This is a genomic window from Paenibacillus sp. J22R98 (genome assembly GCF_059383835.1).
The window spans coordinates 506,804-520,620 of the sequence record NZ_JBXENW010000001.1; the positions used below are offsets into that span (position 1 = coordinate 506,804).

Here is a 13,817-nt window from a genome sequence, read left to right on the forward strand (position 1 = left end):
AAAAATTTGAACTAATGGAGAGAAGGACTGTGACGGTAACCATTTATGATGTAGCAAGAGAAGCAGGCGTTTCCATGGCGACAGTGTCGCGGGTTGTTAACAACAATCCAAACGTTAAGCCTCAGACACGGAAGAAAGTATTTGAAGCCATCGAACGTCTTGGCTATCGTCCAAATGCTGTAGCGCGCGGCCTGGCAAGTAAGAAAACAACGACCGTAGGCGTGGTTATTCCGGATATCTCGAATGCAATCTTTGCTGAAGTAGCGCGGGGCATCGAAGATATTGCTAATATGTATCACTACAATATTATTTTGTGCAATGCCGATAAGAAGAAAGATAAAGAGATTCGCGTCATTAACACCTTGCTTGAGAAGCAGGTGGACGGTTTGCTGTTCATGGGCGGGGCTGTAACGGACGAGCATTTGCAAGCATTCAAGACAGCCAATGTGCCGATCGTGCTCTGTGCAACGACAGACGAGAATGGAACGATACCTTCGGTTGATATCGATCACGAAGGCGCTGCTTTTGATGCCGTTCAAACGCTTATTAAGAGCGGACATACGCGCATCGCGATGATTTGCGGTACGCTTCAGGATCCATCGAACGGATATGCCCGTTTCCAAGGCTACAAACGCGCGCTTGAATCAGCCGGCTTGCCTTACGATGAAACACTTGTACGGATCGGTAATTATCGCTACGAATCCGGCGTAGATGCAATGAAATATTTCTTGGAGCTGGAAACCGTTCCGACAGCCGTATTCTCCGCAACAGATGAAATGGCTATCGGTGCCATTCACTGCATTCAAGATGCGGGACTTAAAGTGCCGGATCAAATCTCGGTCATCAGCGTGGATAACAGCCGCATGGCATCCATGGTTAGACCGCAGCTTACAGCAGTCGCTCAGCCGATGTACGACATCGGTGCCGTTTCGATGCGTTTGCTTACGAAGCTTATGAAGAAGGAAGCCGTCGAGAACCCGCGCGTTGTGCTTCCTCATGAAATCGTGAACCGTCAGTCGGTAGGGAGTAAATAATGACAGCTTTGTATAACAAGATTGGCATCATGGGTGCAATGGTCGAAGAGATCGAACTGCTACATAAGCATGTCGAGAAGACAGGCTCGTTTGTGAAAGCTGGGATTGAATATGTAGAAGGTACGCTGCACGGCCGCAACGTCGTGTTCTGCAAATCCGGTGTAGGTAAAGTGAATGCTGCCGTATGTACACAGCTGCTTATTGATGCAGGTGTGGATTGCGTATTATTCACAGGTGTTGCCGGTGCAGTTGAGCCTAGCTTGAATGTTGGCGACATTGTCGTTTCGACGTCATGTCTGCAGCATGATATGGATTGTACGCCGCTTGGATTCGCACGCGGTCAAATTCCGTTTCAGGATGTGTGGGAGTTTCAAGCTGCAGCTGACCTCGTAGAACTTGCGAACGATGCATGCGAGTCCTTGTTCCCGGGGCGCAGTGTGAAAGGCAAAGTGCTGTCCGGCGATCAATTTGTCGCGGATCGTGCCGAAGTGCTAAAGCTGCATGAAGAGCTTGGCGGCGCATGTACAGAGATGGAAGGTGCTTCCCTTGCGCAGGTATGCGTAATGAATAACATTCCGTTTGTTGTCATTCGTTCCATGTCCGACAAAGCAGATGGTTCCGCACATGTAAACTTTGCAGAATTTACGGTTCAAGCATCGGTCAATTCGCACCGCATTATTGACGAAATGATTCAGCACATCTAATTGGTGCACGTTAGAAAGGCAGTTCCGCATGATTTCCCGCGCACGAATGGGGGAGGTCAAGCGGAACTGCCTTTTTTGTTATAGCTGCGAGAGTGCAAGCTCCGCAGTGGCTTTATTGCGTGCTTCGATCTCGTTTCTGCGAGGCATAGGCTCCCAGTCCTTCACATGATCCAGCCAATGCGTTGGCAAAGGATCGCTGCTTTGCTTGGCCCATTTGTCCAGCCACTCTGCTGGCAGCGGCTCATTCGCGTCAGAATCGCGCAGGGCGGCTGTAAGCGGGTGATCGGACATCTCCAGCCAGACAAGCGCCCACGCCCGTGGAACGACGCGCCAGAGGTCGTAGCCGCCGCCTCCGATTGCAATCCACTTGCCTGCTGTATAGGCATGCGCTAATTGATGGATCATGGCGGGCATTTCTTGATAAATGCGCATGCTGCAGTGAATGTGCGAGAGCGGGTCATAGGCATGAGCGTCACAGCCATGCTGACTGATGATAACATCCGGTTTAAACACCTCAGCGGCTTTGGCAACGGTTTCACGAAAGCAAGCAAGCCAAGATTCGTCTTCCGTATAGGGATCGACCGGAACATTAATGCTTGTGCCATAGCCTGCATCGATGCCTCGTTCATGGACGAAGCCGGTGCCGGGGAATAGAAACTTCCCGGTCTCATGAATCGAATACGTGCAGACGTCAGGATCGGCGTAGAATGTCCACTGAACTCCGTCTCCATGATGGACATCCGTATCGATATATAAGACACGTGCGCCATACTGCTTGCGAATATGGGCGATCGCGATTGCGGCATCGTTATAGACGCAGAAGCCGGATCCCCGCTCAGGAAAAGCATGATGTAGTCCGCCCGCCATATGATAGGCGTGATCTGCTTCTCCGCGCATCACAAGATCAGCGGCAAGGACGGAACCGCCTACGATTGCAGATGCTGCTTCATGCATTCCCGGGAAGAAAGGCGTGTCTTCTGAATCCAGTCCGTACTGAGCTGCTCGTTTGACGGCTTCAGGAGCCGGTGTGTCGCGGCTTAGCTCGCGTACGGCTTCAATATAATCCGCACGGTGAACAAGCGCGAGAAGCTCGTCTGATGCTGTCTGAGAAGCGATGTAATGTGAAGCTTCGATCGCATTTACGGAGTTCAGTAAATCATGCGTAAGCGTTAAACGAATCGGGTCGAACGGGTGGTCTTTATTGAATTTATACCGTCCTGCCTCGGGATGATGTATGTATACGGTTTTATCCGCCATGATGCGTCCGATCTTCCTTTCCGCCGCTTGCTGCAGCATCATTAATACATAAACCGCTGCCTGAAACGGACACGGTCGAATTGCTCGATGGAGCTGATAGGTACTTCCTTACCGATTCTGACCATTAAACAATTCGCGGGATGGGCGCATATTTCCGGGTCATCGGTTGCTACCCATTCCATTTCGACGGATTTCATCAGCTTCTCCATCATGGCGCGATATTCCCAGACGCTCAGCTTCGTGCCTTCCAAATCCCAATGCCAATAATATTCCGTCGTATACACGATCACGTTCTCTAGCTGTTCTTGTGAGAATGCTAGACGAATCATCCGTTTACCAAGTCCAAGCGAACGATAATCATCGGACACTTCTATCGCACCAAGCTCGATGAGATCGATCATTCCGCCTTCGGACCAGCGTTCCAGCTCATCCGGATAGTGGAAGGTGACGTACCCGACTATAATTTCGCCATCGCGAGCGGTAATAATCCGTCCCTCCGGCAGCTCGGCAATCTCGATGAGTGCTTTCATTTGTTCTTCCGGTCTGCGAAATGCATCCAACTGCGGATGAAGCTTAAGCCGTTTCAGTGCATCCGCGGGCAAAGGCCCTTCCAGGACGATTTCTCGATCATGATAAGGCAATCGCTGCGCTTGCATCCTTTTGCGATGTTCCAATGATGTTGGCTCCTTTCGCGTTCTATTCTACTTATAGCAAAAAAAAGACGGGTTGAAAAGCATGGTTGAACGAGGCCCAGCGTGATATAATATGTAAGCGTATTCCTAAGAGGAAGCCGTTACGGAGGCCGACCTCGCTAGAAAATGTTGCACAATGGGCAGGAGGATGATGAAAGAATGACTAACATGCATCAAGAACGGATTCCGGCTACGGCATCCGGCTCCAACATGACAAGCTACGATGAAACATATGGTAACTTTAGTTTTGAACAGCTTGAACAACAGTTTTCATGGTCTGAAACGGGCAAGGTCAATATGGCCTACGAAGCGATCGATCGTCATGTAGCAGCGGGACGAGGCGGCAATGTCGCACTCTACTATAGCGATAACAATAGAGACGAATCGTATACGTTCCAAGAGCTGTCCAGTCAGTCGAACCGTTTTGCCAATGTGCTGCGCGGACTCGGAATCGGGAAGGGCGAGCGGGTATTTATTTTTATGCCGCGTACGCCTGAGCTTTATTTCAGCCTGCTTGGCTCGCTTAAAGTCGGCGCGGTTGTCGGCCCTCTATTCGAAGCGTTTATGGAAACGGCCGTCAGAGACCGCTTGCTTGACAGCGGTGCTACTGCAATTGTGACGACACCTGCATTGCTCTCGCGCATTCCGCGCGGCGAATTGCCGGATTTGAAGCATATCATCGTTTATGGTGAAGGCTTCGAGGCAGGGGACGGCATCGTTGATTTCAAAGAAGAGATGGCGAAGGCGGCTGATGAAGCTGAGATTGAATGGCTTGATCGCGAAGATGGCCTTCTGCTTCACTATACATCGGGCTCCACAGGTAAACCTAAAGGTATTTTCCATGTTCATAATGCGATGATTCAGCACTACTTCACGGGCAAAGTTGTACTCGATTTAAAACCGAACGATGTGTACTGGTGTACAGCCGATCCGGGCTGGGTTACCGGAACCTCTTACGGTATCTTCGCACCTTGGCTTAACGGTGCAGCCAATGTTATTCGCGGCGGTCGTTTCAGCCCGCAGGACTGGTACTCCACGATCCAGAAATATGGAGTTACGGTATGGTACAGCGCGCCTACGGCATTCCGCATGCTTATGGGAGCAGGGGACGACGTCGTTCAGAAATTCGACCTTTCCAGCCTGCGTCATGTCCTTAGCGTTGGCGAGCCGCTTAACCCAGAGGTTGTTCGCTGGGGGCTTAAAGTTTACAACCAGCGTATCCATGATACATGGTGGATGACAGAAACCGGCGCACAATTGATCTGTAACTATCCAAGCATGGATATTAAACCAGGCTCCATGGGTAAACCGATTCCGGGCGTTCAAGCTGCAATCATCGATGACAGTGGGAAGGAGCTTCCGCCATACCGGATGGGGAACCTGGCGATTCGTACACCTTGGCCTTCCATGATGCGCAAAGTGTGGAATAACCCGGCGAAATACGAAGAGTATTTCCGTATTGAGGGCTGGTACATCTCCGGAGACTCCGCTTATCAAGACGAAGATGGTTACTTCTGGTTCCAAGGCCGCATCGATGATGTAATCAATACAGCAGGCGAGCGAGTAGGTCCATTCGAGGTTGAGAGCAAGCTCGTTGAGCATCCGGCTGTTGCCGAAGCCGGTGTTATCGGTAAGCCGGATCCGATGCGCGGTGAAATCATTAAAGCGTTTGTCGCTCTTCGCGAAGGCTACACGGCATCCGATGAACTGAAGGCGGATATCGCCAAGTTTGTCAAAGAGGGCTTGTCCGCTCATGCAGCGCCTCGCGAAATCGAGTTCAAGGATAAACTGCCGAAGACGCGCAGCGGGAAGATCATGCGCCGCGTACTGAAGGCATGGGAGCTTAACCTCCCGACAGGTGATCTGTCGACAATCGAAGACTAAACTTTGAACAAACAAAAGCCGCCAAGTGCATCGGATGATGCGCTTGGCGGCTTTCTTTGTTCTTATTTAATGCCGACCGGTTTGGAGGTGCTGGATTCGCCTGTCACATTGACCGCGCTCACTTGAAAGTAGCCTGCGGACATTGGAGAGACATATTCGAATCTGGCTTCATCCGTCGAGCCGATTTTACGGTATCTGCCGTTCTCGGTTGTACTGTAGTAAACATTGTATTGGAGCACTTGCTCTGATGTTGCGTTATCAGACCAGGTGAGCTTAATTCCGATATCGGTGCTTTCCAGCTTCACATTCACCGGGACGGACGGAGCGGCTAAGCCGCTATCGCCCGTATTCGTTGTTCCCGGATCAGGAAGCAGTATGCCGCCGGTATCATCGCCTGTACCTTGAACGTCACCTTGATCCGTGAAATCCGGCGTAGGCGGTAGCGGATTGCTGCCGCTTCCGGACGCTACGATGATGCTTGGCGAGGATTCTCTGCCTGCGACATCAACGGATGTAACGTAGTAGCTAAACGTTGCCGAGCCGCTGACGTAATTGACAAAACGGCTTTCCTGTCCTGTCATAACCGGGCTGCCTGTGTAAGTGAAAGGCCCGTCATTGATAGCGCGGTACAACCGATAACCGACAATATCCTTCTCAGGTGCCGGTGCAAATACGATGCGGTAAGCATTTGACTTGCTCACCGTTTCGAGCCGCACATTGGACGGAGCAGAAGGTGCCTTACCATCTTCAACGCGCGGATCGACGATGGATGGAGCATCCTGCCCTGCATCCGGCGGCAGGTACATGTCCATCGGCCTGCGGCTGTCTTCCGGCAATTTGGCTTGTGCAGCCTCGATTTCCTGCATAAGTTCGTCAAGCGGTTTCTCGCGTTTGACGACCGTGAGTTCCTTAATCATATCCGCCGGAGTCGAAGGCTGCGGAATGTAGTTGACTCCGTTGAACGAGATAACGGCCATTTTGACAAGCGCGTCATCGGGATCCTTCGGCAGGAATTTGCTGTTGAACCAATCCGTAACCAGCTTGCCATTGCTCCGTGTAAGCTCAGTAGGGAGCTTGCCGCTAACGCTTGATACAGTCGATTTCACGATACCCGATGGCATGCTGAACTGCTTCGTAGGGAACAGCTCAGGACGTTCGTCGGTTACTTCATTCATAATAAGTGACCAGATGTTTTTGGCATGATTTCTTCCGTTTTTCGATAACGAGTAGGCTTGCTTCTCATACCCGACCCACACCCCAAGCGTGATATCGGGGGTGTAGCCCTCGAACCAAACATCGCCATAACTTTGCGTGGAGCCTGTTTTGCCGACGATAGGGATTTTGCCGTAATTCTTAAACTCGGACATGACCATATGACCGGAACCATTCGGATCGGAAATTACCGTTCTCAGCATATCCGTCATAAGGAAGGCTGATTGTTCAGAGAAGACGCGAAGCGGCGTTGCTTCATGCTTATATACGACTTCTCCGTTGGCATCGGTAATTTTGCTAATCATATAAGCATCATTGAAGACGCCGTTGTTTGCGATCGCACCGTAAGCGTTAGTAAGCTCTTCAACGGAAACCCCGACGCTAAGACCGCCGATTACGCCTGTCTGCGCAACCTCATCGATTGGTTTAAACGAAGTAATGCCGAGCTTCCTAGCGAATTTCCAAGCCTCAGGAATCGTCACGACTTGGTTGAATAGCTTAAGTGCCGGCAAGTTCAAGGAACGGTTTAGCGCTTCACGAGCTGTAACGAGACCATAGAACTTCTTATTGAAGTTCATCGGAATATGGAAGCCCTTCTGTCCGTCCTTCAGCACCATCGGCGCATCATCCAGCACGCTGGCCGGTTGAATTAAGCCTTTCTCGATGGCAGGCAAGTAAGCAGCAATTGGCTTCATCGTGGAACCCGGCTGCCGCGTCATCTGAGTGGCATGGTTCATCTGCTCGGTGTAGAAGTCACGACCCTCCAGCATACCGAGAATGGCGCCGGTCTTATGATCTAGCATAATAGCCGCTGACTGCTCCATGCCTTTCTCTTCGCTGTCCGGATCGTAGTTCTCCGGATTTGTGCCCACTTTATGCATCGCATTGTATACGCGCTTATCAATTGTCGTGTAGATGTGATACCCGCCGCGCAGCAGACGTTCCCTTGCTTCTTCGATAAGTGGTGCGTTTTCTTTCTTGCGGACATCGGCAATCGTCAGGTTGGGATCCTGCTGCATGAGCAAAATCTCTGCTCCTTGGCGTTCCGCTTCGAGCATCAGATACGGGAAGGTAGAGTATGCTTTCTCCGTAGGCTTGGCTAACGAGCCCTTAATATCGAATGCTAGTGCTTCATCATATTGATCCGCGCTGATTCGGCCCGTTTCAAGCATTCGCTTGAGTACGATGTGCTGCCGGTCGAGTGAAAGCACGAATCCGGATTCGTTGAATTTGCCTTTGCTTGTGAATGCCGTATAGGCTGACGGACGCTGAGGCAATCCCGCCAGATATGCAGACTGTGCAATGTTCAGCTGAGTGAGGTCCGTAATGTTGAAGATCCCTTTAGCTGCCGCTTTAATACCGTATAGATTATAGCCGCTGTTTCCTGTACCGAACTGTACCTTGTTCAGGTAAGCTGTCAAAATTTCATCCTTGGTCATAAATCGTTCCAGCCGCAAGGAGAGGAAAATCTCTTTCACTTTACGACTGTCTGTCTTGTCCAAGGTGAGAAACACTTGACGGGCAAGCTGCTGCGTCAGCGTACTGCCGCCTGTTTGTGTTTCTTCGTTAAGTATTTTTTGCTTTACGGCGCGTGCAAGACCATTGAAATCGACGCCGATATGTTTGTAGAAATTGTTGTCCTCCGTAGCAAGGACGGCATTCACGACTTGTGGAGGGATATCTGCCCGCTTAATGAGGCGGCGATCCTCTTGGGTACGCAATTGTCCGACAGGTGTTTGTCCATCATTGAAATAGACAAATCCGGTTATGGCGTTCTCATTAATTTTGGTTTCAATATCAGTGCGAGGGCGTACGGGTTCATCCTTGACGAAGGATGCGACGTAACCAGCGACAGTCGCTCCGGCAAACAATCCGATTAATAATCCGAAAATGAATAGCCATTTGAAGGTTACGAGCGTCACGATTCCAAAAGTCCGCCATTTGCTGTATCCTTTTGTTTTCTGTTGACGGTCTTGATTCATAAAATGATTAGCCTCCTCCGATTAACAGTGCTATTATAGCATAAATCGCCATACGGTTTGCAGGGGAGAAAGCGTTTTTGTCTAAACTTAAGCCTTCTCAGAGGGGAAGTAATGGACAAAATGCAGTCAAATTGCGGTTAAAATGGATTCCCGTTGACTTTAGCTAAACCTGTATGATATAACCTAAACCAAGAAAAGTTCATATTGAAACGTGTTGACAGGCATCAGTAGAACTGCTGATCGACGATTCCAGAGAGCCGGTGGGTGGTGTGAACCGGTACGCGCTGCAGTTTGAATTACCGCCTCGAGCTGATCGGACGAACGAGGGTCTCTTTTAAGTGTTTATTTAGAGAGACTCTGCCAGTAGTCCGTTTCCGGATAGAATCCGTTATGAAATGAAGTGAGAGCCGCCATATAGGCAGCTGCGTCAGTCCAACTGACACTGCCCAGGCGACTCTAACGAGGGTGGTACCGCGAGCAAATCCTTCTCGTCCCTTGAGGACAGAGGGATTTTTTTTATTTCGCGGAGGGAGTCGATCGTAATGGTGAAATGGGAACAGCTTACCACTGAACAGCAGCAGGAAGTAGAAAGACAAATGAACGTCATTCGCCGTGGTGTCGTTGAAATCGTGCCGGAGGATGAGCTGAAAGCGAAGGTAGCGAATGCAGTTGCTGCCAACACGCCGCTGAAAATAAAGCTTGGGCTTGATCCTTCAGCACCGGACATTCATATCGGACACACGGTTGTGCTTCATAAGTTAAGACAATTCCAGCAGCTAGGTCATACCGTTCAGCTGATTATCGGTGATTTCACCGGACGGATTGGAGATCCGACCGGTAAATCCGAGACACGGAAACAATTAAGCGAAGAAGACGTTAAGCGCAATGCTGAGACGTATAAGAAACAAATTTTCAAGCTGCTCGACCCGGCGAGAACAACCGTGTACTACAATTCGGAGTGGCTTAGCCCGCTGCATTTTGCAGATGTGGTAACCTTGTCGGCGAAAGTCACGGTTGCGCGTATGCTCGAGCGGGATGATTTTACGAAACGCTACCAATCCGGACAGCCGATCAGCATCCACGAGTTTTTCTACCCGCTGATGCAGGGGTATGACTCAGTCGCGCTGGAAAGCGATGTTGAGCTTGGGGGAACCGATCAGAAGTTTAATCTGCTCATGGGCCGCACCCTTCAGAGGGAATATGGAAAAAGTGCGCAGGTTGCTATTATGACACCGCTCCTGGAAGGCTTGGACGGCGTGAATAAGATGAGCAAGAGCCTGGGTAATTACATTGGGATTGATGAGGAACCGAACCAGATCTATGGGAAATCGATGTCGATTCCGGATGAGCTAATGGTTAAATACTACGAGCTGGCAACGGATATGAATAATGATGAACTAGTGGCGCTGCGAGTTGGACTCGAAGACGGAAGTGTACATCCTCGTGATGCGAAGATGAGGCTTGGACGTACGCTAGTCCGTATGTATCATGGCGAAGAAGCAGCTGAGGCGGCGGAGCAGCATTTTATTACCGTATTCCAGAAACGTGCACTTCCTACCGATATAGAAGAAGCGGCTCTTTCAAGCAGCGCGCTTGAGGAAGGCGCGATCAGTATTCTTAAGCTGCTTACAACTCTTGGACTTCAGGCATCCAGCAGCGAGGCTAAGAGGAGTGTGCAGCAAGGAGCTGTACGGATAAACGGAGTTAAGATTGAAGATTGGTCTGCTGCCATTTCACCGGAGAACGGCGACATCGTGCAAGTCGGCAAGCGGAAATTTGTTAAAATCGTCCTGCACTAGCAAATAATAAAGGCTCACCTTGCGAAGCGATTTCGTTGGTGAGCTTTTTCTATATTTCGACAAAGCTTGTCTGAGTTGCTGCTGTCAATCGAAACTTATGTGAAGATGCTGCGTAATAAGTACCGGATGTTCTACTAGAAAATGGTTTATTTTATAAATGAAGGGGGGAGTGCTTTGGAAGGATTATTCATGGGCTGCCTGGTTGGCGGCGTTCTATTCGCGATTGTAAGCGTCGTTCTTGGCGATTGGCTAAGCGCTTCGCTCGACGGCATGCTGGATTTCCTGTCGCTGGATGGGCATCCGGTCCTGCAGCCGATGGCAATCGTAGGCGGTATCACGGTATTTGGCGGAGCGGGCTTGCTGCTTGACAGACATACTGGATTAGACACGATAGTCATCTTACTGTTATCGGTTCTATGTGCGATAGCGGCTGCGCTGTGTGTTTATTACTTCTATGTACGTCCTATGCAGAAGACCGAGAATTCGACCGGGTATTCGATGAAAGAGCTTGCAGGGGCGATTGGGGAAGTGTCCATCCCGATTCCGGCGAAAGGGTATGGGGAAGTCATGATTCGAGTAGGCGCAGGTCTCACCAGTCATATTGCCTCAAGCCAAGATGGTGTCCTGATCCCGAATGGTTCACGTGTAGTTGTTGTTCATGTTGAAGGTCATGCCTTAATTGTTTCATTATTGGAGCTGTAATTTACAACCGAGAGGGGATTTTAAACTTGATTCCAGATTATTTGGTCATTCCTGCAGTCGTTGTTGGTGTTCTCATCGTACTTGGTCTTGCATTTTGGGCACGTTACAAAACCGTTGGACCGGATAAAGCGATGATCGTTACCGGTACTTTCCTTGGTGGCCGAAACGCGGCCATTGACGAGACCGGACGCCGAATCAAAATCGTACGCGGCGGCGGCGCATTCATTCTACCTGTATTCCAAAAAGCTGATTTCCTCTCGCTGCTCTCTCATAAGCTGGATGTATCGACGCCTGAAGTATATACCGAGCAAGGTGTTCCGGTCATCTGCGATGGCGTTGCCATTATTAAGATCGGCGGCACAGTAGAAGATGTTGCAACAGCAGCTGAGCAGTTTCTCGGCAAGCCGACAGAAGCGCTGAAAGGCGAGGCGCAAGAGGTATTGGAAGGTCATCTTCGTGCCATTCTCGGCTCGATGACGGTGGAGGAAGTGTACCGGAACCGCGACAAATTCGCGCAGGAGGTACAAGGGATTGCAGCGCTTGATTTGAAGAAAATGGGGCTGCAAATCGTTTCGTTCACCATCAAGGATGTTCGCGATAAGCATGGTTATCTGGACGCGCTAGGTAAGCCGCGTATCGCAGCTGTGAAGCGGGATGCAGACATTGCGGAAGCGGAAGCCGTTCGGGATTCGCGGATTCAGAAGGCGAAAGCAGAAGAAGAAGGACAGAAAGCCGAGCTGCTTCGGGATACGAATATCGCGGAAGCGTCCAAAGCGAAAGAGCTTAAAGTAGCTTCCTTTAAGAAAGAGCAGGATTCCGCTAAAGCGGAGGCTGACCAAGCTTACGCGATTCAAGAAGCGAAAGCGAAACAGCAAGTGGTCGAAGAACAAATGCAGGTTGAGATCGTTCGTAAAGAACGTGAGATCGATCTCGAGGGCAAAGAAATTTTACGCCGTGAGAAACAGTATGATGCGGAAGTGAAGAAGAAAGCAGATGCGGACCGCTATGCAGTAGAACAAGCCGCTGAAGCGGACAAATCGAAGCGAATGCGTGAAGCAGATGCTGCGCAGTACAAGATCGAAGCCGAAGCGCGTGCAAATGCGGAGCAGAAGCGACTTGACGGTATGGCCATTGCAGATGCTGAGCGTGCCAAAGGTACTGCTGAGGCGGAGGTTATCCGGCTCCGTGGTTTGGCAGAAGCGGAAGCGAAAGAAAAGCTGGCAAGAGCGTTCGAGCTCTTCGGCGAAGCGGCCGTTCTCGATATTATTGTAAAGATGCTGCCTGAGCTGGCTGGTAAAGTGGCCGATCCGATCCGCGCGATCGACAAGCTGACGATCGTGGATACCGGACATGGGGAAGGCGCGGCACGTTTAAGCAACTACGTGACTTCTTTGATGGCGACAGCGCCGGAAATGCTCAAGAGCGTCTCCGGAATCGATCTGAACGCCTTCGTTAGAGGGTTAACAAACAAATCGCAGCTTACTTCTGATGCTGCAGCTGCAGCAGCAACGCTGCCAGAAGCCCTAGTTCAAGAAGTGGCGGCTAAGTTAGCTAAACCGACCGAATAACGCTATAGGCATAAAAAAAGAGCGGTCCGATTATTCGGACCGCTCGATTTATTAACGGCTGTAGAACTCGACGATTTGTTTCTCGTCGATCTCTTGTGGAAGCTCAGCGCGTTCTGGAAGACGAAGGAATTTACCTTCAACCGCGCCATCGTTGAACTCAAGGTAGTTCGGTAGGAAGTTACGTCCTGCCAAAGCTTCTTTGATCGATTTCAATGCACGGCTGCGCTCGCGAAGACCGATTACATCGCCGATCGATACTGTGTAAGAAGCGATGTCGACTTTCTTACCGTTTACAGTTACGTGACCGTGGGATACAAGCTGACGAGCTCCAGCACGGGAGTTCGCGAAACCAAGACGGTAAACCAGGTTGTCCAAGCGGCTCTCAAGAAGCGCCATGAAGTTTTCACCGGCAATACCTTTTTGTTTCGAAGCTTTGTCAAACAGGTTACGGAATTGTTTTTCGTTCATACCGTACATGTGACGAAGTTTTTGTTTTTCTTGCAATTGAATACCGTAGCCGCTCATTTTCTTACGTTGACCTGGACCGTGTTGGCCTGGTGGGAATGCGCGTTTCAATTCTTTACCTGTACCGCTTAGGGAAATGCCGAGGCGACGGCTTAGTTTAAATTTAGGACCTGTATATCTTGACATGTGTCGTAAAACTCCTTCTTCAAATGGGATGTTTGAAATGGGTGTTTCGCCGAGTGCTGTCTACGCTGCATTGTACAAACAATGAAGTCCTGACAGGTATGTTCAGCCGCAGACCTGTTAGCGACAGTCTCTTGAGGGTGACACAAAACCGTTCCCATGTATTCAACTATAAATATTATATAAGTTGAGCGGTGAATGTCAAGCAAATCGGATTAGAAAAGTGCTGGGGAATTTCAAGAATCGTGCCGTTTAAATTGGCTGAATCCTAAGACCTAGATATCTAGTGCCAAAAGTAGTGCATTTCAATAATTTTTCAAGTATAGTTGTAGAAT

10 protein-coding genes and 1 other annotated feature are annotated in these 13,817 nt (G+C 50.0%); of the genes, 6 read left to right on the forward strand and 4 right to left on the reverse strand.

Annotated elements, in window-relative coordinates; all coding sequences use genetic code 11:
- Positions 1 to 29 precede the first annotated feature (29 nt).
- Both ccpA and AC50Y3_RS02385 read left to right on the forward strand, forming a co-directional pair.
- Complete coding sequence (ccpA, locus tag AC50Y3_RS02380; RefSeq protein ID WP_494817165.1) at positions 30 to 1,034, forward strand: catabolite control protein A; 1,005 nt, start codon at positions 30 to 32, stop codon at positions 1,032 to 1,034.
- The gene (locus AC50Y3_RS02385) at positions 1,034 to 1,738 is read left to right on the forward strand and encodes a 5'-methylthioadenosine/adenosylhomocysteine nucleosidase (protein WP_494817166.1); all 705 of its coding nucleotides are present in this window, start codon (positions 1,034 to 1,036) and stop codon (positions 1,736 to 1,738) included. The genes ccpA and AC50Y3_RS02385 overlap by 1 nt, the downstream gene beginning before the upstream one ends.
- A 78-nt stretch (positions 1,739 to 1,816) precedes the next feature.
- Here AC50Y3_RS02385 and AC50Y3_RS02390 read toward each other — a convergent pair whose 3' ends face one another.
- Both AC50Y3_RS02390 and AC50Y3_RS02395 read right to left on the reverse strand, forming a co-directional pair.
- Positions 1,817 to 3,037 carry an acetoin utilization protein AcuC gene (locus AC50Y3_RS02390; RefSeq protein WP_494817167.1) on the reverse strand — a complete coding sequence of 407 codons (1,221 nt, stop codon included), beginning with the start codon at positions 3,035 to 3,037 and terminating at the stop codon, positions 1,817 to 1,819.
- The gene (locus AC50Y3_RS02395; protein WP_494817168.1) at positions 3,037 to 3,669 is read right to left on the reverse strand and encodes a GNAT family N-acetyltransferase; all 633 of its coding nucleotides are present in this window, start codon (positions 3,667 to 3,669) and stop codon (positions 3,037 to 3,039) included. Before AC50Y3_RS02395 ends, AC50Y3_RS02390 begins: the two co-directional genes overlap by 1 nt.
- 177 nt (positions 3,670 to 3,846) lie before the next feature.
- On the opposite strand from AC50Y3_RS02395, the gene acsA reads away from it, so the two are divergent.
- Positions 3,847 to 5,571 carry an acetate--CoA ligase gene (gene acsA / locus AC50Y3_RS02400; protein ID WP_494817169.1) on the forward strand — a complete coding sequence of 575 codons (1,725 nt, stop codon included), beginning with the start codon at positions 3,847 to 3,849 and terminating at the stop codon, positions 5,569 to 5,571.
- Between the two features lie 62 nt (positions 5,572 to 5,633).
- Here the strand turns inward: acsA and AC50Y3_RS02405 are convergent, their stop codons facing one another.
- Positions 5,634 to 8,765: a transglycosylase domain-containing protein gene (locus AC50Y3_RS02405; RefSeq protein WP_494817170.1), complete on the reverse strand. Its 3,132-nt coding sequence runs from the start codon at positions 8,763 to 8,765 to the stop codon at positions 5,634 to 5,636.
- A gap of 205 nt (positions 8,766 to 8,970) precedes the next feature.
- Positions 8,971 to 9,264: a binding site (T-box leader), on the forward strand.
- Positions 9,265 to 9,310: 46 nt separating this feature from the next.
- Here AC50Y3_RS02405 and tyrS point away from each other — a divergent pair.
- The 3 genes from tyrS to floT all read left to right on the forward strand — a co-directional run bounded on the left by tyrS (position 9,311) and on the right by floT (position 12,834).
- On the forward strand, positions 9,311 to 10,564 hold the full coding sequence (gene tyrS, locus AC50Y3_RS02410) for a tyrosine--tRNA ligase (RefSeq protein WP_494817772.1): 1,254 nt from the start codon (positions 9,311 to 9,313) through the stop codon (positions 10,562 to 10,564).
- Between the two features lie 174 nt (positions 10,565 to 10,738).
- Positions 10,739 to 11,266, forward strand: a complete 528-nt coding sequence (locus AC50Y3_RS02415) for an NfeD family protein (RefSeq protein WP_494817171.1) — start codon at positions 10,739 to 10,741, stop codon at positions 11,264 to 11,266.
- Between the two features lie 29 nt (positions 11,267 to 11,295).
- The gene (gene floT / locus AC50Y3_RS02420) at positions 11,296 to 12,834 is read left to right on the forward strand and encodes a flotillin lipid rafts scaffold protein FloT (RefSeq protein WP_494817773.1); all 1,539 of its coding nucleotides are present in this window, start codon (positions 11,296 to 11,298) and stop codon (positions 12,832 to 12,834) included.
- Positions 12,835 to 12,885: 51 nt separating this feature from the next.
- Here floT and rpsD read toward each other — a convergent pair whose 3' ends face one another.
- Entirely contained in the window at positions 12,886 to 13,485 is a 600-nt protein-coding gene (gene rpsD / locus AC50Y3_RS02425; RefSeq protein WP_494817172.1) for a 30S ribosomal protein S4, read from the reverse strand.
- Between the last annotated feature and the right edge of the window lie 332 nt (positions 13,486 to 13,817).

Excerpts from the sequence above, each read along its gene's own strand:
- AC50Y3_RS02385 (WP_494817166.1), top strand. The coding sequence starts at position 1,034 with ATGACAGCTTTGTATAACAAGATTGGCATCATGGGTGCAATGGTCGAA.
- AC50Y3_RS02390 (WP_494817167.1), bottom strand. The coding sequence starts at position 3,037 with ATGATGCTGCAGCAAGCGGCGGAAAGGAAGATCGGACGCATCATGGCG.
- acsA (WP_494817169.1), top strand. The coding sequence starts at position 3,847 with ATGACTAACATGCATCAAGAACGGATTCCGGCTACGGCATCCGGCTCC.
- AC50Y3_RS02405 (WP_494817170.1), bottom strand. The coding sequence starts at position 8,765 with ATGAATCAAGACCGTCAACAGAAAACAAAAGGATACAGCAAATGGCGG.
- rpsD (WP_494817172.1), bottom strand. The coding sequence starts at position 13,485 with ATGTCAAGATATACAGGTCCTAAATTTAAACTAAGCCGTCGCCTCGGC.